Raw genomic sequence first — 23,318 nt, 5'->3', positions numbered from 1 at the left:
CATAATTTGGTTGACGAAAATCAGAAAGACATTAAAAAACAGCTATTAAAATATACAGATATAAAGTATCAAAAAAATATCCGTAGCGATGACGGATATTTTTTGATATCAATTAGTTAATAGTTAAAAGTATAGCTTAGACCATAGGTACGACCTTCAGCTGGAATCGCAAGTAATGGATTGCCATTTGATACTGCAGCTTGTTGTGCGAATACAGTATTATATTGAAGGCCCCAAACATTATATACACCAAAATCTACGCGGCCTTTCCAGACAGGAACATGTCCTAATACATCCATAGTCGCATAGCCTTTAATTTTTGCTGCACTATTCGCATCTGCTTTAACAGCAGCTTGGAATGCGGTATCTTGGCTTGCATTCGCACGAGCAACAAGTTCACGATCATCATTATAAGCCTTGTTGCTTCCTTTGATTGCTTGCATCTGAACGCGAACACCATAACCTTCATTGTTGTCCCATTCAGCAAATAACGTTCCTTTGATTGGAGAAACTGCAAATGAATTGAGTTCATGCCATTGATTTGCTGCATCTTTATATTGACCACGAGTATATCCCAAAGTACCACCAACCTTGTAGCTGTCCATAAATGGATAACTTAGGGTTGCTTCTGCTCCATATACACGTTGATCAGTGTCTACAATTTTTGCTGCTCGGTTATTAAATTGTACCGTTTTATCAGAGGTATTATAAAAACCAGTTAAAGCAAGGTTGAAACCATCATCCTGATTTAAACGCCAACCTAACTCATAACTATTTACCGTAATCGGCTGAAGGTTTGATGTTGAAACCGTGTAGGTTGATACGTCACGGAGCATACGCTGTACATCTGGAAAGCTAAAACCTTGAGAAAAGTTAGCATAAACTTGCTGAGTATCGTTGAGCTTATAAACCGCACCTAAATTAAATAGCGGTTTATCGTCATGTGTTGAATCTGCAGGGACTGTTACAGACTCACGGCTTGGAATATAAGCATCAGTATCTGCTTGAATATATTGATAGCGAATACCTGCTTGAATATTCAATTGGTCATTCACAGCAAAGTCACCTTGTACAAAGGTGCCAATATTTTGAATTTCGGTGTTAGGACCGTATCCTTTGCGTACACCAGTTGGCGTATAAACTAAATATGGGTATTTCGTCGCCAAGATATCAATATACTGCTCGTCTTTTTCCCAATCATAGTCGAGGCCATAGGTCAGTTTTAGCTCTCTATCTGCAATATTAAAGTCTGACTGCATGGTTGATCGTAAACCCGCAACTTTAACTTCTGATTGAGATTGATTCACTGAAGTTACAGCTTTGGTTGTTAAACCATAAGGGAAAAATCTTGCTTTCTCATTACGGTAGTAAGCTTCAACATTGAGTACTTGGCCTAAAAAATCTTGATTTTGGTACTGCGAATTTACTGCATAGCGTTCAGTAAATAGATGATCACTCAATTTCAAGCCTTTAATTGCTTTATAGCTTGGGGCTCCCATGTCATTACTTGTCCCCGTTGTCGGTAAGTATGAATAATCAGGGCCGTAATCTGTATCTTGTTTGTCTTTATAATATTGTGCGCCAAAGCTTAGGCTTTGTTTATCTGTTAGATTGAAATTCAAACGTCCATTTACATCGAGGGTATCCGTATCCATGGTGCTACCTTGCCAAGGACTTAAAGAAATTCGATCCCCATTCCCATCAAACTGAGAACCACGACTGGTAAAGTTTGCGCCTAAAAAACCATCCACATTGCCTTGACTAAATGAAACCGATTGCCCCACTTCATATGCTAAACCATCACCTCTAAATGTATCCGAAGAAGTAATCCCAACTTTAGATTCAAAGCTCAACGGTTTTGAGGTGTCCGCACGTTTGGTAATAATATTAATAATACCACCCGTTGCGCCAGAGCCATAAATACTGGTCGCCCCTGAGATAATCTCAATACGCTCAATCATGCTTGGACTAATACTATTTAGCTGACGCGAAACATCTCGTGAACCTGTTTGTGAAACACCATCAATCATTACCAAAACATTGCGCCCACGCATGGTTTGACCATAATTACTGGTATTACCGCTGCTTGGTGCGAGTGATGGAACAAGTTGTGCCAGTACATCTGCAACTTTTCGCCCTGCTATGGCTTGCTGTGCAATCTGTGCTTGGTCAATGGTCTGTACTGTCCCTGCAATTTCTGCAATATTCTTCGGTGTACGGGTTGCAGTCACAACAATTTTTTCTAACTGTGCGACAGGTTTCTGTGATGACTCAACTGCAGCAGCATTTTCTGCATTCGCATGTTGTACAAACATTGCCATAACAGCAAGATAACATGGTGTCATTTTAAACAGGGCTGATTTTGCCCTAAACTCATTATTGGCTGTCATTTTCTCTTTTCTCCAAGACCCGAATATCACTCAAAAAACATCCAAAAGGCAGGCTATAATACTAAATAAAAATAATAATGAGAATCATTTTAAAAAAGATGTCTTATCTATATTCATTTTGTTAAGTTGTTAATATCACCACCCTGCTAAATCTATTTAAATGGTTGCATCAATCTTATAAACAACAAACCTTTTGCATCACAATGATCAGCCAAGCATGAATAAAACGTTAAATAGCGGTATTTGCCCGACAAATACGAAAATAGACATTATTGACTCATTTACTCGACTAAAAGATACTTTTGTTGTTGGCGTATAAAAAACCAGCAAAAGTACAATCCAATGAATAACATTAAAAATAAGAGTAAATAAAATGGAAAATGAGTGTTAAAACGGTACAGGAATGTACTCAGTAAGGGACCAACAATTAAACCCAATGCCTGTGTTGCCGTACAAAAACTTGCCATTTTAACTTGTGATTGTTGTGATACGGCCTGAGCAGCGCCTGTGGTAAATGCTGGTAATAAACATGCCACAGAAACCCCATAAAAAATATAACTGGCCTGAAATACAAAAATTGTAGGTGCATAGAGTGAAAGTAATAAGCCAAAACACATGGTGACTAAACCAATAATCACTAAACTATTTAATTTAAGTTGTAAGACTTTCACAATTAAAAGCTGCGTCAGTACCAGACAGACTCCAACCACTAACATACATTGAGAGAAATAAATCGCACTTTGTTGGCTACTGAGATAAAACCGATCCTGAATATAAAAACCAGCCGTCATATTCAAGGTCACAATCGCAACATATGTCGCAAAACCAAGAACTAACCAAATAAAACTTTGTTTGAGAATCGACTCATGCTCGGTGGTACTCTTTTCTTCTTGTTCAAACTTAGAGCTATCAGTTTGGCTTTTTGGGATTTTACTAAACAGGATGCTAAGCGCAATACTCACCAAACCCAGTAAGGCCACTGCAATCCACATCGGAAAAAGTAAACCGCCAAATAATAAAACAGAGGTTGCAAATGGACCTACAATCATGCCAAAACTATTCATTGCGCCAAACATAGCCATCTGTTTGCTACGATCAGCGGCTTCACTCGCATGTGTCATTACATAGCTTTGCAGACCAATTTGTGGCAAAGCCATAAAAATGCCTGTAGAAGCACGACTCAGTACCAGCAAAATAAAAATCAATAGTGTCGGTAAAATGGCCTTTGTTCCAAAATACAGAATCAGGGTAAAAATAGCCCAAGTAAAAGTCATTCCCCAAAAACCATAATTGACGAGTTGCTTAGGAGACTGATTGCTTTTATTTTTCGCAATCCAAATCGATGCTAATGCCATACAGATTGCCCCTGCTGAGACAATCACACCACCTTGGAATTCAGATAAATGTAATTGACGAGTCAGTGGAGCCAATAAAGGGAGAATCATGGAAAAACAAGTTCCATTGATCAAAGCAGCTAAAGCTAAAAATTTTAGATTATTGTTCATCATCAAAATCATCAAAAGAAAAGGCATCTAAACAGATGCCTTTTTGATTGGATTAGTATTTGAGAGTATAGCTCAAACCATAAGTACGACCTTGTGCAGGCAGGCTAGAGATAGGACCATATACTGCTTCAGCTGCTTGACTAAATACAGTTTTATATTCCGTATTCCAAACGTTATAGACACCAAAGCCTAACGTTCCTGGACCAGCTTTCGCATTGGCAATCACATCCATAACAGCATAGCCTTTGATCTTAGTCGCTGCATTTGGGCGAACATTGGTATCATATTTCGCCTTTAGAGAATCTTCATATGCTTTATCCGTTCCCTTCACAGCTAACATCTGCACTCTTAGACCATTGCCTTTGTCATCGTTCCATTCACCAAACAATGTACCTTTGACTGGTGAAACTTGTAAGGCATTCAGTTCACGCCAAGAACCACCCGCATCCTTAAATTGTCCACGCGTATAGGCTATTGTTCCACCAACATTGAATTGATCTAGAATCGGCATACTCGCATTCGCTTCAACGCCGTAAATTCGTTGATCTGTATCTGCAACAGTGACTGAACGATCCGCTTTAAATTGAACCACTTTATCTGATGTATTATAGAACGTGGTTAAACCTAAATTTGCGCCAAGGTCGTTTTGAAATCTCCAACCAAGTTCATAGTTGTTGACCGTAATTGGATCGACATTACCTGAGCGAACGACATAACCTGCTGAGACATCGCGTAATACGCGTTGAATATCAGGTAAACTAAAACCTTGTGAGAAATTGGCAAATACTTGTTGCTGATCATTTAATTTATAAACTGCCCCTAAATTAAACAATGTCTTATCATGTTTTACAGAGCCCGCTGTGACTGTACCGACGGGTTGGCCCGTGATATCCCCTTGAATGGCTGCGACTGTGGGCTTAAATGCTGTGGTATCACTTTCAATACGTTGATAACGCAGACCTGCCTGTACATTTAATGCATCAGTTAAGTCATAATTCCCTTGAATAAATGCACCTAAATTTTTGATGGTCGCATCTGGGCCAAAATCATAGGTACGTCCTGTATTATTATATTTCAGGCCATTGTTAGTAAAACTATATAAGTCAGCTACTTGCTTATCTTTTTCATGGTCATAATCGATACCATAAGTCAACTTTAAATCACGATCTGCAAGATTAAGCTTTGATGTCATTGCGGCACGTATCCCAGCGACATCAATATCAGACTCTGATTGATAGGCTAAGTAGTACCCTGCTGGGATAAAGTTACTGAGTACCGTTGGATAAAAACGCGCTTTCTCATTACGATAATACGCTTCTACATTCAGTTCTTGACCCAATAAGTCAGTATTTTGATACTGAGCATTAACTGCGTAGCGTTTAGTAAATGGTTGATCGTCAATTTCAAAACCTTTTAAAGCTTTTAAGCTAGGAGCATTACCCCTTAAAACTGCAAAATTAGGGCCATAATCAGGACCGTAATCAGAGTCTTGTTTATCGTCATAATATTGTGCACCAACACTTAACTTCTGTTTATCTGTAAATTGCCAGCTTAAACGTCCATTGACATCAACAGTTTCTGTATCTTGGCGGTCGGTCTGTGCGATTTCTGGTCCAATTCGATTGCCATGACTGTCTTGAATTTCACCACGCTTGGTATAACCAGCTCCAAGGAAACCATTCCAATCCCCTTGGTTAAAAGCAACTGATTGATATGCTTCATAGGCTAAGGCATCATTTTTAAAATTATCACCAGAGGTTACACCGAGTTTTGACTCAAAGTTTAAGCCATCACCAGCACCCTTTTTAGTAATGATGTTAATGATCCCACCCGTTGCACCAGAACCATAAATACTGCTTGCACCAGAAACAACCTCGACACGCTCAATTGAATCAGGGCTGATACTATTTAATTGACGTGATGCGTCTCGCGATCCTGTTTGTGCTACACCATCAATTAATATCAGCACCTGACGGCCGCGCATGGTTTGACCGTAGTTGGTTGTTGTACCACTACTTGGGCTTAAAGACGGTACTAATTGCGCCAAAATATCAGCCAGTTTACGTCCCGCAGCTGATTGTTGTTCAATCTGTTTTTGCTCAATGGCCTGAACTGTTCCTGCAATTTCAGCAATACTTTGTGCTGAACGCGATGCTGTCACCACAATAGGTGCAAGTTGTGTTGGTTTCTGACTTGTTACAGCAGCAGTCGTTTGAACAGATGCATCTGTTTCAACTGTTTGAGCATATAGCTGAGTACTGATTGCTAAGCTTAACAGCGTTAATGATGTTGAAAGTGAACGTACTTTCATAAATTACCCCTAGGTGAGTTGTTCCGTTTGTTTTGCTTTATGGATTAACACTTGGCTGAGCAAAACGCTCAACACAGATGCTGCCGCTAAAATGAGATAGAAATTTCCATAACCAAAGGCTTTGGCCAAGAAACCAGACATTGCACCGCCAATGAAATAAACCAGCAGCTCAAAACAGACCAAAATGGTAAAGTCTGTTCCAGCTTGTTCCTTAGAGCTGGTATGCATGAAGTGAGCATATAAAGCGGTCATCGCGATATAGCGAATCGCCAAAATAACCACAACAAATAGCCCCAATAACATATGCCATTGGTTAAACCAACTAAGTAAAACGGCTACGCCAAGTAACAGATAGACCAAACTGCGTGCCCAACCAGCCCAAATCAGCAATTGTGTTGCTGCAATTTTTTTTAACAGGAATGCGGCTGTTACTGCGGCCAATAAACCAATGCCCGCGCCAATCACAGACATCAGTACACCAATCTCTGCCAATGACCATTTTTGATCAATCAACATCGGATTTAGCATGGCCATTGCTGGCGCTTCAACCACGCGATAACAAACTATCAACGCCAAAGCCCATAACATTTCTGGACGTTTAAATGCTCGAATCAAACTCGGCGCTTGTTTGGCAATTTTTTCTGTATTCGATTTTTCTTTGATTTGAAACACCGCCAACATGGTCAGTGCTGTCATAGCAGCTAAACAGATCAGTGCAGTTTGCCAACCATACAATTGATACAGCCACAAAGTTGCAGCACCACCAATCATACTGCCCAGTGCCACACCAATACTTTGCGCCATACTGCCTAGGCGATATTCGGATTCAGAAAAGGTTTCAACGGTATAACCATCTATCGCAATATCTTGGGTTGCGGCAAAGGTTGAAATCCATAAACCGACAATGACAAAGATACTTAGACCGTAATCGAATTGAGTCAAAGCCAAGGCAACGACACCTAATACCAAGGCAATTTGAGTAAATAAAAGCCAAGTCTTACGTTTACCGAGCGCCTTAAAATAAAAACGATCAATTAAGGGCGCCCAAAAAAACTTAAATGCCCATGGGATATACAGCAATGACAACATGCCAATCCAGCGTAGATCGACCCCTTGATGACGTAAAATCGCAGGTAAGGCAACATTGTAAAAATACAGCGGTAATGCATGTGCAAGGTACAACACCACCACTACAGATAGACTCAGTGCAGAGACTGTTTTGATTGGAAAATCTTGGTCAGGTTTTATTTGTTGATTCATAAGTACCTCTGCATCGCCCATTGCACGGCATCGGTCTTTTCTAAACTGACAAAATAAGGAACATGCCAGGCTTTTTGCAAAGCTGGCGTGTCTAATCGAATACGATCTGCTTCATCTTGGGCAATGCGAGCAAGGCCTAAACAATATTGATAAAAATCTTGTTTATATTGTTTGTACCATTTCCCCTGAATCACCCGATATTCTTCAGGAAATTCAGTGTTCGGCTCGGTTTGCATAATCAGCACAAAACTTCTTTTTTGTTCGAAATATTGTTGAATATGCGTTAACCATTGCTCAAATTCGGCCACTGAGACATGCGCGGCAAAGCGCATGTCCAAGATGTGCATCTCATTGATGGATAAGCTCATGTAACACTCAGTATTTTGGCTGGCTGATCAGCTAGCTGTTGTTGTGAGGTTTGGTAATATTCACCAAACTTGTTATAAAAAGTTTCTCTAAAGCAGTAATACAGCATTGCCGTTTTTTCTGGCATCGGAATTAAACGTTGAGTTTCGTAGCAAAGTTCTGCGACCACAGCAGCATAAGGTTTAACCGTATGGTCTGGTTCACCCACGATTTTTTTCGCTTGTGAATGTTCAAAAATATAGAAACTCAGTAAGCGAATGGTTGGACGTAAAAAGCCTTTGCCAAACACAGATTTATCGCCAAATAGCAAATGCCAACCGAGATCATTGTCATCACCTTGGTAATAACGGCCTAAACGATCACGTTTACCTTCATAGATTTCGGTATATCCCACATCTTTGCCATCCACGCCCACAATCAACAAACGTTGATGGTCATCTGCTAGCATTTTGTCGAAGTAAACTTGTAGATCTAACTCTGATTTATTCAATTGCCATTGTGGAATGACATGCGGTTCATGCATCCATTGATGCAGCAAAGGAATATCTTGTGGATATTGCACTTGACGTAAGTAATACTGTGTTCCATCTTCGTGGTATTCAAAGTAGTCAGGTAATTGCTGAGAAATTGTTTTCATATCGAACCTTTATAAAATTTAGAAGAAGACTTAACCCGCTTTCGATTCAGTTTGCTGAATCGACCATTCAGCCAATGTTTCAGGGCTGACTGGGTTCGGGATTGGATCGAGGAATACAGGCACTGGACGCTCTGCTTCATCGTTATAACTTGTGGTAAATAAGCGAACACGGTTCAAACAGATTTTGGTGTAGGTTGGGCGCAACATGGCAAACTTTTCAGCACGTTCAGCCAACTCGGGATGTCGTTGGTTAAACTCAACAATGGTGTTGGAAATGGTCTGCCAGAAATCCTGTTCTGAATATTCTGGGTAATCTTGCAAGAACACATTACAGATATAGCGGTAATGCACCATGAATAGACCAGTGAAAATAAAATGACTTAAATCGGCAGCATCATGACGCAGTAACAAATCACCTTCAGATGGCAATTGAGCCAACTCAGGGAAATCTTCATCCACCAAATTGATGTCATCAATAAAGTCTTTTAATACCAATGCTTTTGGCACACCATTTTCATGTACCAACATGGTATTTTCACCATGCGGTGAAAAAGCTAAGCCATAGCGATACAGACACAGTAATAACGGGCTTAAACACACTTGGGCAAACTGCGCCAACCATGTCAAAGGACTTAGACCTGATGCTTGAATCAGTACGCTCAGGATTGATTGACCTGAAATATCCCGATGCAATAAGGCTGCTTGAGAGAGGACTTGCTGTGATGGATCAACATAGCGATCGACACTCTCACGCCATAAACAGCCAAATAACTCTTTAAATTGGTAAGGTGCACCTTCAATTCGGTCAAAACATGGCTGGTGAATGGTTAAAGTTGCAACTTCACCCAAGAAAACCACACCAGTCTTCTGCAGGTCTTGATCTTGCTGATGGATTTGCTTTAACCATCCAGTTACAGCTGGCGCAGCAAGATTACGTTTTGATGGTAGTCCACGATAAACAGCGGTATTAAAAATACTGACTGGCAGTTTAATGTAATGACGTTGTAGGTTTGATGTATTGCACAATGTGCGAATAGACTGCATTGGCACATAGCTGTCTTGGCTAATGTTGAGCTCAATGATTTTCTGGTCGACAATTTCATTGGCATAGGTTGGAACCAGCCATTGATGCCATTGCCAAGCATGTACAGGAATCAAAAAGTAATTTTGCGGATCTAAATTCTTTTCTTTCAAAATTTGGATGAACTGTTGCAGCTCATTGGCATCAAATTCATGTTGATATAAACCACAAGCATCCCATTGTTCTGTACTGCGGAATTCTGCTAGATCACGATGTACAGCCAACCAGAGTACTTTGACTTCTGGTGAGAGTTCAGGTGCCGACGTCAGATAATCATCATAACCAAAGCCCATGCGGCCTTTACTCATAATCAACCAAGGGTGACCACGCAACATCCCTTCAACTTTATAATGTGGTTCAGTCAGTACTGCAGTGCTTGGTAGGCGTGCTTCATTAAACAGATGTGCTTCTGCCAACCAAGTATTATTCATTTCCTTAATCAAATACGCTTTGGTGAATGGCTTTACATTGGAACTGTCAGCCATCGCAACAATAAACTCATGTAAATTCCAGGCAGGTTGGTCACTCTGCTGACCCTTGCTTACATCACGTACCGAGCCGTCCTGAATATTCCAGTGCCCTAACAAATATTGATGGCCTTGAAACTCATACTGACGATTGCCCAGATCTAACTGATAACGTCCTGCTGATATGGCTTTCACTTCAATAATTTCTTCATATAGAAACTCTGCAATCGCCATTTCAATGAGACGCTGCCCAGCGGCACGCCATTGCTGCTGATTAATTTTTAAAGTTGCAAAGTTCATATCAATTTCTCATAAGTTGAATGTACAGAAGCATTTTGTGCCCGTGTATTTGCACAGCGACTATTTGAATGTGCCGTAATCGTGTTCTGTTCTGTTTTCTTTAAAATAGAGTGTTTTTTGTTCACAACTTTTCCAGAAACAGCATCTTCTGGCAGCGCTTGGTCATCTACCATTTGGATTTTAGGATTTTGAGTGATTTCAAAATGCTGGAAGGTTTGCGCCTGCTGAGCAAGTTCATAAAGTGGCTCACCAAGCAATTGATTGATAATTGTCGCTGCACGATAAGCACCCAGCCCTAAGTCTGGTGTACCGACACCATGGCTATGCATTTCTTGATTTTGAACAAAAATATGGCCATTCAGATGATGTACGACACGATAGTCTGCTGTGATTTGCCAACGTTGTTTATGATCAAATTCAATATAAGGTTTCAGCAACTGCATAAAGTCAAAGTCAGGCGTAACGTAACCTGTTGCAGCAATCAGGAAATCACAATCTAAGTGGAAAGCCTGTGCCGTGGCACGATGTTGGAAATGCAGCCGAATTTTTTGCGCATCTAATACTTCTGCATCTTTCAAATCACATTGGCTATGTAAATGTGTCTGCAAACTTTGACCCGCAATGCTACGGTGATACAATTTTTGATAGATTTCACGGATGGTCTTTGCACTAATGCCCTTGTATAACAAAGACTGCTGCTGCAATTGCTGTTCTTTCTTCTCAGTTGGTAAAGTATAAAAATGCTGTGCATAATCTGGGCTAAAATGCTCCAGTCCTAATGGCGCATATTCCATTGGGAAGAAGCCCTGAGAACGCGTAAACCAGTGTAGGTCGAACTGATGATTGGCTGTATCTTGCTGCTCATCAAACAGATCAATAAAGACTTCGGCAGCAGATTGCCCTGAACCAAGTACCACCACATCGCCGTGTAAATCTGTATCGGCATGCGTCATATATTGCGCAGAATGCAGACATTTTTGTGGTTGCTGTTGCTGTACTTTGGTCAAACATTCAGGCAAGTGAGGCACATTACCGCTTCCGATGACCAGATGACGGCATAAATAACTGTGCTGAACACCTTCCGATTCCACCACAACTTTAAAGCCAATGGTTTGAGGTTCAATCTTCAGAACACGAGATTGGTATTCAATACAATCCAATTGCTCTGCAACCCATTGGCAATAGTGGTTATATTCACAGCGTGGAATATGCGGCTGTTCTAAAAAGTAAAACTTATATAAACGCTGCTGATGACGCAGATAATTCAAAAAGCTAAAAGGGCTGGTTGGATCAACCATTGACACCAGATCGGCCATAAACGGCACTTGCAATACAGTGTTGGGTAACTGCATTCCTGCATGCCAGTCAAACTGAGCTTTCTGCTCGAAAATTGCATAGTTCAGTGTACTTTTATTATGTAGCAGGCTGGCCAGACTCAGATTAAATGGTCCTAGACCAATTCCAATAAAATCAAGCATAACTGACATCCTTCTGTGAAATACGCAGCGGATTTGGCAGTTGCACATAGACAGATTGATTTTCAACTGGTGCGATGAGCTCATCTAACTCATGCAAACGTGTGAGCAAATTACCTTTATAAGGCAGTGTTGAATTAAACAATAATCCCTGCAACAAGGTACTGTCTGGATATTGCTGCAATTGCTCCTGCAAGAAACTTGTTAGATGTTCGAGCAATTCATCTTCAGTAATATAGCCTGTTGCGCCAATGGCATTAATAATGCCAAACAAGGTATTACCAAAGAAATAATAACTAAAACGTTCATCCACGAAATCTTTAGGGCCAACGGCAAATGCTTTTTCTTTCAGTTCAGGCAGTGCTTGCAGAATTTCGGTTGCAAACTCTTCAATATAATAAAAACCTTGGTTATCACGTAACCATAAGGTTTTAGGGAAATGATTCTCTAACTCCAACAGCACATTCTGCTGATGCGACTCAAAAGCCATGCCATAACGATGGTATAGATACATCAACGGTTGCAAACTGACTTCAAGGAAGCGGTTAAACCAATCCAGAGCAATTTCTGAAAAATCGGTTTCATGATGTGCTTTTGCAATTTTTGCGAATAAGGCATTAAAACGATTTAAAGGCTTATCTGGATGATCCTGACATAAGGATGCAATACATGTCACTTGCTGATGCGGATGGAATGGCTGATCGCGGAAAATACAGATACTTTCATTCACCACTTCATCATCAATTTTTAAAGCAATCCATGCTGGATCATTCACCGCTTTTAAGCTTGGGCATTGCTTTAAAATATTCTGACCAAACTCACTGTGCCATAGACGGTGGGTTAACTCACCACGGTGGCATTCTTTGGCTAAGTTCACCCGAATCGAGTTGGTGATCATCACCGAAAGTGATGGTTTTACCATCCACGGCGCATTAAAACTCGCCAGTGTTCGGATTGAAGTGGTTGGAGAAAATTGCCAGCCTCGTAAGCCTACATCAATTAACTGCCCCGTTTGTTTTAAACGTTCAAACCAAGGCTTACTTTGCAAATAACGGGCTTGCCAAGGATGTAATGGGAGTAATTTATATTCGGTGTGGGTCTTGAGCAGATTGAGATCATTTTCAGACAAATACCACTGTAACGCTGTTTTTAATTGGACTGAAATACTTTCATCCGTAGCGCTGCCTTCTGAAATATAGTCCTGATGCACTAACCAATAATGCAATTGAGTCTTGCCTTTGTGTTCAGGTGAGAACTTTAACCAATCCTCATGCACAAAACCGGTTCTACTTTTCGGCGCTGGATGCATACTATGCCCTAGAATAAGCGCCTGCTCGGTTTCAATAAAACTCTGGCCTGCTTTGACTAAGTCATCAAAATCAGCTTCACGCTGTGCTAAAAACTGTTGCAATGCATCACGGCTCTGAATCCACTTCTCCAGCAAAGAAGCTGCATCTAATGGAATAGAGGACTCAAAAACCAATTCCTCAAGCAATAACCCGACGATTGCAACTGTACTAAATGGTTTGACTTGTCCATGGATAATAATTTGTGGAAGATCTGCTAAACGATGTCGCCCGACTCGACTGACATAAGATAAAGGGAAATTACATTGCGCTTGAATAGAATGGATAGGGATTGATAACAGCGTCAAACCTTGGCTTAACGCTTGTTGTTGTGGACTTTGCTGACTGTTATCTAGCAAGTGACCTTTGCCAGTTTCTTGCGTATATGCATTGACGAAATGTTGCATCGCCAACCGATTGGCAAGTGATTGCATCTGACGGTATCCTCTTTCAAGAGAGTTAATTTGTTTTTCGAAATGTTTTAGGCCTGAAACATATCTTAAGCACAAGGGAGTTTGCGATTAAGATGGAACTAATGATAATTATTATCATTTACTATTTCAATTCCATAAAAGAACCTGAAATAAATGATATAAGCTATTGAATTAAATTGTTTTAAATATTGATTTAGCTTAATAAAGATACAAAAAGATAATAATAATTCTCATTAAATAAAATGATAATTTTTGTATTGGCAATAGCTTTTATAGATTTATAAAAACATAGAAATAACAGTATCTTAATAATTACATTGTCTACAGCTTTTATTTTATTTGTCTAAAAGATCAAAGAATCCTGCGCCAAGCAATGTTGCTAAATCCTGCGGGTCAACACCAATGTCCAGCCCTCTTCTCCCACCACTGACATAAATTTTATCAAACGCTTTCGCCGTCGCATCAATAACGGTCTTAAGACGTTTCTTTTGTCCTAATGGGCTAATCCCCCCTACCAGATAACCTGTTAGGCGCTCAGCATCTTTAGGATTGGCCATTTGTAGTTTCTTACAGCCTACTGCTGTCGCCACTTTTTTTAGATTGAGTTGGTGATTCACTGGTAGAACTGCAATGAAATAATTCTTTTCGTCGGTCACCATTAAGGTTTTAAAAACTTCTTCCACCTTTAAATTGAGTTTTTCTGCTGCTTCCAGTCCGAAACTTTTTGCATTTACATCATGTTCATACTCATGAATAGAAAATGATATTTTATTTTTTTCCAATAGTTTACAAGCAGGTGTCATAACAATTCGGTATTTTTGTCTAAGTTTAGCAGTTAGATAAGTGTATCATTTTTAAATAAAGGTTTAAATTTGCTTAGGCTATTTTTGATATAAATCTATTCTTGATAAATACCCTAGCAACCTCATATATTGGCTAACGGTGAAATAAACAGGCTCAATGGTTCTATGAGTTATAAGCATAATAATTTGATGGCAATGCGTCAGAATTATTGGGATGATGAATCATCCAGCACAGTACAAGCTGAAAAACAATTTCTCAGAGAGATGCTTATTGAAGAAGGCATTTTCAGAGATGCGACTTTAGACGACACCAAGTATTTTTTCTTTACGCTCCCCAGTATTATTATTGTCAAAGCTTATGCGGTTGGCTTTCATCATAGTCAGGTTAAGCGAATGTTAGTGAAACATATCCATAGCAACAGAGCGGCTTTAATGCGAAAGTCTTCACTCAAAATTCAGTTTAAAATTTAGGACATATGTATAGTAAAGATCACGTAAATACGAAATTTTTACTTAGGCTATTTAAGAGTAGTTGCTCTTATTGCACAAATTTAGACTGATAATTCAAGAGATTGAACTATTTTAATACGTTCAAAAGCTGTAATATCCGCTACAATTCAAGTCTCGGCTTTCAACCCTCCGATTTCAGCATAGGACTTTTCTTTCATGTCAGATCAGAACGATAAGCTTAAGAATCTAAAAACCTCATCGGTGGATCGTCGCTTATCTATTGCAAAAGCTTCTTTACTTGCTGGAACACGTTGGGCAACTGCAAGTGCTACTTCCCTATTTTCTAGTGAAGAAGAAAAAGAGAAGAAACGTAAAAAAGCCATGGCTGAACAGGCGCACTATTTAGTTTCTGAAATTGGGAAATTAAAAGGTTCAATCGTCAAGATTGGGCAAATGATGGCGCTTTACGGCGAACATTTTTTACCTGAAGAAATCACACAAGCCTTAAATACACTCAACAACCAAACTGTTGCCTTGGCTTGGCCTGCAATTAAAACGCACTTACAAGATCAACTGGGCTCGAAACTCGATGAGCTGACGATTGATCATGAACCGATTGGAACAGCCTCACTTGCCCAAGTCCATCGTGCTACCCGTAAGTCAGATGGTTTAGAGTTAGTGCTGAAAATCCAGTATCCAGGTGTTGCTGAAGCCATTGATTCCGACATGAATCTGTTTAAGAACATGCTGAAGCTCACTCGCATGGTACCTCAAACCCGCGAGTTTGATCAGTGGTTTGATGAAGTTCGTGAAATGATGCATCGTGAAGTCGATTATGGCATTGAAGCGGCAACGACACGTCGCTTTGCTGAGCGATTGAAAGATGATCCTCGTTATGTAGTGCCTGAAATCATTGAGGAATTTTGCGCTGAGAAAGTGTTGTGCATGACTTTTGAGCGTGGCGTACCAGTCAATAGCCCAGTAATGCTTTCCCTCCCTCAAGAGCGTCGCAACCGATTAGGCGAAGCCTCTTTAGAAATCGCAGTGCGTGAACTATTTGAATGGGGTGAAATGCAGACTGACCCGAACTTTGGTAACTACTTGGTTCGTTTAGGCAACGGTGAGGATGTTAAAGATAAAATTGTGCTACTCGACTTTGGTGCAATTCGCCAATTTGATAACAATTTACTGACCGTAGCCCGCAATCTGATTCATGCAGGTTATGAGCATGATAAAAATGCCATGGTTAAAGCTATGACAGGCTATGAATTTTTTGATGCCATGCCTGAAAGTGTTAAACCTGGTATGGCGGATGTGTTCCTGATTGCAACAGAGGCATTTAGCTGCCCGAGCAACAATCCAGATATGCCTACAGGGATTATGGATGATCAAGATCGCTATGACTGGAAAAAGAGCCAACTGCATAATCGTGTAATGCAACAGGCGGGGCAATCGATGGCGTCACGCTATTTCTCGATTCCTCCAAAAGAATTTATGTTTATTAGTCGCAAATTCATTGGTGCTTATACCTTTATGACCGTGATTGAAGCAAAGACCAATGTACGTAAAATGATTCCGCAATTTGCTGAATAAGTTACTTATTCAATATTTAAAAGGCCTGCCCAACGCATTGGACAGGCCTTTTTTATTTGCTCTATTGAGCAATTGAAACATGGACTTGCTCAGTCATGTTTTTACTCTCATAGGGTAAACCCACATAATTTTCTGCTAAGGTCGTCTTACCCGCTGTAGAGCCAAGGATATAACTGAGTTCGGCTTGTTTAATCTTATGTTCAAACTCAGTTTCTGTTTCAAAGCGATGCAATAAGTGGGTCATCCACCAAGAAAAACGCTCAGCCTTCCAAACTCGTTGTAAACATTTTTCTGAATATTCTTGGATACCCTGATCTGAACCTTCGACATAATACTCAATCAATGCACTTGACAGATAAGCAATATCTGAAGCGGCAAGATTCAGCCCTTTTGCGCCCGTTGGTGGAACAATATGTGCCGCATCACCGGCTAAAAACAGCTTGCCGAAGCGCATGGGTTCAGTCACAAAACTGCGTAGTGGCGCGATACTTTTTTCGATTGATGGTCCTGTTAGCAACTTTTCTCGGCTTTCAGCATCTAAACGCAATTTGAGCTCTTCCCAAAACCTCTCATCTGACCAATCTTCAACTCGATCATTGATCGGCACTTGCAAGTAGTAACGGCTCCGCGTTGCTGAACGCATACTGCATAAAGCAAACCCACGTTCTGATTGGACATAAATCAATTCATCGGCAACAGGAGGCACATCGGCTAACACGCCTAACCAGCCAAATGGATATACTTTCTCATAAGTCTTGATTTTATCCTGAGGCACACTGGCTCGGCATATTCCATGATAGCCATCACAACCTGCAATAAAGTCTGATTCGATCTGGATGGTTTGACCATGATATTCAAATTGCACCTTAGGCTTTTGATAAAAATCGCTAATCTGTACATTTTGAGCTTCATAAAAGGATCTTAGGTGTGCAGCTTCTCGGGCAGCCATCAAATCTTTAGTCACTTCGGTTTGACCATACACGGTGACCTGCTTTCCGCCCGTCAGTGCAGATAAATCGACTCGATGCTTATGGCCATTGGTCAATATCTCAATGCCTGAATGCGGTAATCCTTTCTCTTTTAAATGCTGATCGATACCTGCCTGCTTAAGTAAATCGACAGAAACTTGTTCCAAGATACCTGCGCGTATCCGTGAAGCGACATAATCAGCACTGCGCTGCTCCACGATAATATGCTCAATACCAGCTTGGTATAGGAGCTGCCCAAGTAACAATCCGGCTGGACCAGCACCAATAATTGCGACCTGTGTTGTTAAAATTTCCATGACATCTTCCTTGTGATCTCCTGTCTTTTAACTTACTGCTTTTAAGTTGTGTGCACGAGATAGCCAAGTTGAAAAGAACCGTTTATCATTTCATTTGTCCGAATATCGGACAAAACATCACAATAACAGGAATGGAAGCATGGTTAAGGTTGATGCTGTATTAGAGCACCCTAGTTCATATGAACAGATTCGTCAGGAAGACTACATTGCAGGTTTAGCAAAGGGCCTAGCTTTACTGGAGGCTTTTGGGGTTGATCGACAACGTTTAAATGTCACTCAAGTGGCTGAACGGACTGGAATCAGTCGGACAGCAGCACGGCGTTATCTTAAGACTTTGAAATATCTAGGCTATTTAGAGACAGATGAGCATTATTTCTGGCTCACCCATCGTGTATTACGTTTCTCAAGTTCTTATTTAAGTTCAGCCCATCTGCCTAAAATTGCCCAATCTTTCCTGAATCTTTTATCTGCACAAACCACATTAACCTTTTCATTGGTGGTTCTAGATGATAACGAGGTAGTCCCGATTGCTCGTAGCTATCTGCCTCAACAGGATAATCTTCGTGTCAGCCCTTATGGTATGCATTTGGGCAATCGCTTACCTGCACATGCAACCTCAACAGGCAAAGTATTATTAGCAGCGTTATCTGAACAAGCTCAACGGGACTGGGTGAAAAGGTTCGGTTTAAGACGTTTAACCCCTTTTACAATAACCGACGAAATCAAGTTTTTTGAGGTACTGAAAACAATATCAGAAGCAGATCACTGCCTATCCAAAGAAGAACACGAACTCGGTGTGATTGCGATTGCTGTACCTGTGATCAATGCCCAAGGAAAAGCGATTGCAGCGCTAAACTGCATGTCACAGACCAACCGAGTACAAGAAGATTATTTAGTCCAGCAGATTTTGCCGCTACTGCGCAACACCGCCAATGAACTACGTAATGTAATTTAAAGGGATTTGTCCCTAATGCTTTAGAGACAAATCAGAAGGAATTTCCAAGATAGCTTAGAATGGATAATGAGGCGCTTGTGCCTGAATCGTCATCCATTGCCATTGAGTAAACTCATCCTCATTCGCAGGTCCACCAATCCGTGTGCCATTGCCTGAAGCACCAAAGCCACCAAAGGGATTCACCGTTTCATCATTGACGGTTTGATCATTGATATGCAATAAGCCTACATTCAATTGTTGGCCAAGCTGCATGCCACGCCCAACATTGGCAGTAATAATCCCCGCCGAAAGCCCGTAATCTCCATCATTTGCAAGTTCAATGGCCTGTTCATCGCTGTTAAAAGGAATCAGCACGGCAACAGGACCGAAAATTTCCTCAGCAAAAATTGGATTGTCCTGTTTGACATCTGCTAAGACCGTTGGTTCAAAAAACACACCATTGGCCTGTCCACCAACCTCCAGTTTAGCCCCATGCGCTATTGCTTCATTGACCAACTGCTCAACCCGTTGTGATTGTTTGGCATTAATCAAAGGGCCAATCGTGACATCGTTATGCAAAGGATTGCCCACCACAAAATTTTTGACCTTTTCAATCACACGTTGTTTGACTTGCGGATAGATCTTTTCCTGAACCAGGATTTTTCCAGAAGTCATACAGATTTGACCTGAATGCAAAAAAGCACCCCACGCGATATTCTCTGCCGCAAGCTCAATATCGGCATCGTCCAGAATAATTAGCGAGTTTTTACCGCCTAACTCAAGCGATACTTTTTTCAGTGTTTTAGCCGCATTTGCACCCACAATCCGCCCTACATGCGTTGAACCGGTAAATTGAATACTGGCAATATTTTTATCCAAGGTCAGTGCTTCGCCCACTTCAGCCCCACCAGGCAGTACATGTAGCAGTCCTTGTGGTAAACCAGCCAATTCAAAAATACGGGCAATCGCGTAACCGCTACAGACCGCGGTACGTTCATCAGGTTTTAAGACCACCGCATTTCCAAGCGCCAAGGCTGGTGCAACCGCACGTAGCGCAAGATACAATGGAAAATTAAACGGCGAAATCACACCGACCACACCTAAAGGCACTCGCTTAGCCAAACTCAATTTACCTGCTGCTGTTGGCAATAATGTGCCCTGATCAGCTGCGGGTAATGCAGTACAATGTTTGAGTACTTGAATAGCAATGTTCACTTCAAAACCAGCTTTTAACGGTAGTGAACCACTTTCTTTCACCAGCCATTGGATAATTTCAGCCTGATGTTCAGTTAAAATCTGCACAGCACGCTCAAATACTGACTGACGTTCTTGATAACTGAACGCCCACCATTGCTTTTGTGCAATCTTGGCTTGCTGAGCCGCCTCGACCACATCGGATGCATCGGCATAACCAATCTGTCCTAAGGACTCACCTGTCGCAACTTCAACCACTTGATAACCGTTTTTGGCGGATTGCCATGTACCACGAAATAATTTTTGATCCCAAATTTCTTTTGTTAAAATAGACATCATTAACCTCGTTTTATTTCCTTAAATAAAGTATTCACTTTTAGGCTGATTTATATCCAAAAATGTAGTGAAAATGCTTTCCTGCATTTTTCTGACTTAAAAAGTAGAAAAATTTACACTCCATCATCAACTAATATTTAAAAACAAACTGTTGCTTTTTGATGTCTTGTTATCGCGGAAGTTCAAAAGAAATTGATCAGCTCAAATGTTCTATTTATGCTGTTGTTGGCTTGATTTGATGATCGGACTGAAAATCTTGATAGGTCTTACGTTCAGGTGAATTTTCCACTAAAGGCAGGACTTCTGTCATGCTGTTTAAACAACGCTGCGCCAAGTGAACATATTCTTGCGTTCCTTTGATTTTCCATGCACGTTCTTGTTCGGATAACTCTCGCACAACTTTTGCTGGGCTTCCCATTGCCAGTACATTAGCAGGAATTTGATCTTTGGTTTTGACCAAACTGTTTGCACCAATAATGGTATTTTCACCAATCTCGGCATAATCCAGAATCACACTATTCATACCAATCAACACATTTTTACCAATACGGCATCCATGCAAAGTGGCAGCATGACCAATATGCCCCATTTCTTCAATCAGGGTGATACTTTGTGGAAAACCGTGAATGATACAATTGTCCTGTACATTGGCATTCTGCTTGATATGGATACGACCAAAATCCGCACGCAATGAGGCAAATGGCCCAATATAAGCTCCAGCTTCAATGATCACATCACCAATTAATACCGCAGTAGGGTGAATAAATGCACTGGGGTGAACCACAGGAATCACCCCATCAATGCTATAACAAGGCATGACTTAACCTCTCGTTACTCTGGGTTAAGCCACCAAAACGACGCCAAAAATGTGCAGTTGCATTTGGCATTGGCCCTTCTGAGGTTGCAGCGACTGACAGGAAATAGTCATCTGCCGCTTCAAAAACTTTCTTATAAATATTCATGGATAAAGTACGAGCATTGATTGCAGGCCAGTCCGCAGATAACAGCTCTAGGGGTAATGCAGGGTCTTTGAGTAAAATCCGACGATAATAATGAATCAGTAAGGTACGAATCTGAAAAGCTTGTATCGGTTCAATCGTTTCATCTTCCTGCATCAAGATCGTACCAATCTCTCTAAACATATCCAGAAATTGGAGATAGCGTTGACGCAGTTCATCAATTGGCCAATTGGTTTCTAACATACGGCTAATGGTGTCAGTTGAGTTATTAAACAACTGTAAGGTCTCGGCCTTAAACACGACCACTTGTTCACTCATATTGAGGTCAACCAACAGCTTTTGCAATTGCAGACGATTCGAGCCTGGATAAGCCATCAGATTGGTGGAAATATTGGCAAAGCCCAACCACTCCAACTCTTTCTTTAAAAAAGCCTTATTGTCAGTGTCCAGACTCGACATCAAAATCAAATCCCAAGAATGATCCCATTCTTTCATTTGATCATTATAAATCCGCTGCTCAGCCTGTAAGTATTTTGAACGACTGGCATCGGTAATACGATAAAAACTAGTTCTGCCGATCTTGTCTGAACCAAGCCAATCACTTTTAACCAAGCGAAAAACTGAAGTTCGTACAGCACGATCATTAAAATTAAATAGCTCCAGTAACTGAATCAAGCTGGCAAGGCTAATGTTACCGCCACGATGCAACACCGAATCCCCAAAAATAGTGGAAATGAGCGAAGTTCCGCTTAAGGTTTCATTCTGAATAATCGAATCAATAATTTGCTGTAACTTTGCACTCATACTTTTATCTTGGCGTTTAGATTCAGGATATAGAGGATACTATACCCTGAATGGTCATAATGTTAAGCAATCTGACGCATATCAATGACGCGTTTTGCTTTCCCTTCAGAACGTGGCAAGGTCAGTTCGTTGACCACCTCCACAGTGACTGAGATCCCAATCATGGTTTTAATCCGCTGCATCAACTGCTGAGCCAACTGCTGCGCCTGCTTGTCACAGTTATGGCACATTTCGGTACGGATATGCAAAGTATCCATATGACCTTTCTTTGCTACCAAAATTTCATAATTCGGCACCAGACTTGGCACTTGTAAAATCTGTTCTTCAATTTGAGTCGGAAAAACATTAACACCACGAATGATCAGCATGTCATCACTACGGCCTACGATTTTATCCATACGGCGCATGGCAAGGTTCTGTCCAGCCAATAAACGAGTTAAATCGCGGGTACGATAGCGGATAATCGGCAAACCTTCTTTGGTGATGGTGGTAAAGACCAATTCACCGAGTTCGCCATCCTGACACACTTCACCTGTTTCTGGGTTAATAATTTCAGGATAGAAATGATCTTCCCAAATCGTCAGTCCTTCACCTTCGCCCAAACACTGCATCGCAACGCCTGGCCCCATAATCTCGGACAAACCATAAATATCCAAGGCTTTGATATTCAAACGCTCTTCGATCTCACGGCGTAACTCTTTTGACCATGGCTCAGCACCAAAAATACCAACCTTTAACGAAGTATTACGGGCACTGCCGAATTGCTGCTCCAGTTTTTCAATAATGCTGACGCAATACGATGGCGTGACCATAATTGCTGTCGGTTTAAAGTCCTGAATCAGTTGCACCTGTTTCTCTGTCTGACCACCTGACATCGGAATCACGGTTGCACCCAAACGTTCAGCACCATAATGAGCACCTAAACCACCAGTAAACAGACCATAACCATAAGCCACCTGAATCATATCTTTGGCACTTAGACCTGCCATACGCAGACAACGCGCCACGATGTCCGACCAAGTATGAATATCTTTTTGGGTATAACCGACTACAGTGGGTTTGCCTGTGGTGCCTGAAGAGGCATGTAAACGTACAATCTGCTCCTGTGGTACTGCGAACATACCAAAGGGATAGTTCTCTCTTAAATCCTGTTTAGTGGTAAAAGGAAATTTAGCCAGATCATCCAAGTTGATAAAATCATCTGGATGCACACCTGCTGCATCAAACTTTTTCTTATACACTGGGCTATGCGCATAAACATAGGTCAAGGTGTCTTTTAATCGTTTGGTTTGCAACGCTCGTAACTCCGCAAGCGTCATTTTTTCTACATCTTCTGTGATGAGGCTATCCACTGCCGTCTCTCCTATGTCGTTATATTATTCGAACCG

At 41.0% G+C, this 23,318-nt stretch carries 18 protein-coding genes; 3 read left to right on the top strand and 15 right to left on the bottom strand.

Annotated features, from left to right (window positions below; all coding sequences use genetic code 11):
• Positions 1 to 116: 116 nt before the first annotated feature.
• From F957_RS14140 to ybaK, 10 genes are all read right to left on the bottom strand, one after another.
• A complete protein-coding gene (locus F957_RS14140) occupies positions 117 to 2,390 on the bottom strand; it encodes a TonB-dependent receptor (protein ID WP_016540226.1) in 2,274 nt (757 codons plus the stop codon).
• Positions 2,391 to 2,671: 281 nt separating this feature from the next.
• Entirely contained in the window at positions 2,672 to 3,835 is a 1,164-nt protein-coding gene (locus F957_RS14145; protein WP_235716412.1) for an MFS transporter, read from the bottom strand.
• Positions 3,836 to 3,947: 112 nt separating this feature from the next.
• Positions 3,948 to 6,206, bottom strand: a complete 2,259-nt coding sequence (locus F957_RS14150) for a TonB-dependent receptor (protein ID WP_016540228.1) — start codon at positions 6,204 to 6,206, stop codon at positions 3,948 to 3,950.
• Between the two features lie 9 nt (positions 6,207 to 6,215).
• On the bottom strand, positions 6,216 to 7,466 hold the full coding sequence (locus F957_RS14155; protein WP_016540229.1) for an MFS transporter: 1,251 nt from the start codon (positions 7,464 to 7,466) through the stop codon (positions 6,216 to 6,218).
• Positions 7,463 to 7,834 carry a hypothetical protein gene (locus tag F957_RS14160; RefSeq protein WP_016540230.1) on the bottom strand — a complete coding sequence of 124 codons (372 nt, stop codon included), beginning with the start codon at positions 7,832 to 7,834 and terminating at the stop codon, positions 7,463 to 7,465. The genes F957_RS14155 and F957_RS14160 overlap by 4 nt, the downstream gene beginning before the upstream one ends.
• Complete coding sequence (gene acbD / locus F957_RS14165) at positions 7,831 to 8,469, bottom strand: acinetoferrin biosynthesis acetyltransferase AcbD (protein WP_016540231.1); 639 nt, start codon at positions 8,467 to 8,469, stop codon at positions 7,831 to 7,833. Before acbD ends, F957_RS14160 begins: the two co-directional genes overlap by 4 nt.
• A 30-nt stretch (positions 8,470 to 8,499) precedes the next feature.
• Positions 8,500 to 10,317 carry an IucA/IucC family protein gene (locus F957_RS14170; RefSeq protein ID WP_016540232.1) on the bottom strand — a complete coding sequence of 606 codons (1,818 nt, stop codon included), beginning with the start codon at positions 10,315 to 10,317 and terminating at the stop codon, positions 8,500 to 8,502.
• The gene (locus F957_RS14175) at positions 10,314 to 11,795 is read right to left on the bottom strand and encodes a lysine N(6)-hydroxylase/L-ornithine N(5)-oxygenase family protein (RefSeq protein ID WP_016540233.1); all 1,482 of its coding nucleotides are present in this window, start codon (positions 11,793 to 11,795) and stop codon (positions 10,314 to 10,316) included. Before F957_RS14175 ends, F957_RS14170 begins: the two co-directional genes overlap by 4 nt.
• A complete protein-coding gene (locus F957_RS14180; RefSeq protein WP_016540234.1) occupies positions 11,788 to 13,572 on the bottom strand; it encodes an IucA/IucC family protein in 1,785 nt (594 codons plus the stop codon). The genes F957_RS14175 and F957_RS14180 overlap by 8 nt, the downstream gene beginning before the upstream one ends.
• 335 nt (positions 13,573 to 13,907) lie before the next feature.
• Positions 13,908 to 14,375, bottom strand: coding sequence for a Cys-tRNA(Pro) deacylase (gene ybaK, locus F957_RS14185; RefSeq protein WP_016540235.1), 468 nt, complete (start codon positions 14,373 to 14,375; stop codon positions 13,908 to 13,910).
• A gap of 165 nt (positions 14,376 to 14,540) precedes the next feature.
• On the opposite strand from ybaK, the gene F957_RS14190 reads away from it, so the two are divergent.
• Complete coding sequence (locus F957_RS14190; RefSeq protein ID WP_016540236.1) at positions 14,541 to 14,846, top strand: hypothetical protein; 306 nt, start codon at positions 14,541 to 14,543, stop codon at positions 14,844 to 14,846.
• A gap of 195 nt (positions 14,847 to 15,041) precedes the next feature.
• A complete protein-coding gene (locus tag F957_RS14195; RefSeq protein WP_016540237.1) occupies positions 15,042 to 16,418 on the top strand; it encodes an ABC1 kinase family protein in 1,377 nt (458 codons plus the stop codon).
• Positions 16,419 to 16,479: 61 nt separating this feature from the next.
• Here F957_RS14195 and pobA read toward each other — a convergent pair whose 3' ends face one another.
• Complete coding sequence (pobA, locus tag F957_RS14200; RefSeq protein ID WP_016540238.1) at positions 16,480 to 17,703, bottom strand: 4-hydroxybenzoate 3-monooxygenase; 1,224 nt, start codon at positions 17,701 to 17,703, stop codon at positions 16,480 to 16,482.
• A 139-nt stretch (positions 17,704 to 17,842) separates the two neighbouring features.
• Here pobA and pobR point away from each other — a divergent pair, with 139 nt between their 5' ends.
• Positions 17,843 to 18,658, top strand: a complete 816-nt coding sequence (pobR, locus tag F957_RS14205) for an IclR family transcriptional regulator PobR (protein WP_016540239.1) — start codon at positions 17,843 to 17,845, stop codon at positions 18,656 to 18,658.
• Positions 18,659 to 18,712: 54 nt separating this feature from the next.
• Here pobR and F957_RS14210 read toward each other — a convergent pair whose 3' ends face one another.
• The 4 genes from F957_RS14210 to paaK all read right to left on the bottom strand — a co-directional run bounded on the left by F957_RS14210 (position 18,713) and on the right by paaK (position 23,282).
• A complete protein-coding gene (locus F957_RS14210; protein WP_016660236.1) occupies positions 18,713 to 20,167 on the bottom strand; it encodes a benzaldehyde dehydrogenase in 1,455 nt (484 codons plus the stop codon).
• A gap of 214 nt (positions 20,168 to 20,381) precedes the next feature.
• Entirely contained in the window at positions 20,382 to 20,984 is a 603-nt protein-coding gene (locus F957_RS14215) for a phenylacetic acid degradation protein PaaY (RefSeq protein WP_016540241.1), read from the bottom strand.
• Positions 20,971 to 21,930, bottom strand: coding sequence for a phenylacetic acid degradation operon negative regulatory protein PaaX (gene paaX, locus F957_RS14220; protein ID WP_016540242.1), 960 nt, complete (start codon positions 21,928 to 21,930; stop codon positions 20,971 to 20,973). The genes F957_RS14215 and paaX overlap by 14 nt, the downstream gene beginning before the upstream one ends.
• 62 nt (positions 21,931 to 21,992) lie before the next feature.
• Positions 21,993 to 23,282, bottom strand: a complete 1,290-nt coding sequence (gene paaK / locus F957_RS14225) for a phenylacetate--CoA ligase PaaK (protein ID WP_016540243.1) — start codon at positions 23,280 to 23,282, stop codon at positions 21,993 to 21,995.
• Positions 23,283 to 23,318 lie beyond the last annotated feature (36 nt).

It is taken from the genome of Acinetobacter gyllenbergii CIP 110306 = MTCC 11365 (assembly GCF_000413855.1).
Taxonomy (GTDB): Bacteria; Pseudomonadota; Gammaproteobacteria; order Pseudomonadales; family Moraxellaceae; genus Acinetobacter; species Acinetobacter gyllenbergii.
This window is presented reverse-complemented; position numbering and strand designations above follow the sequence as displayed.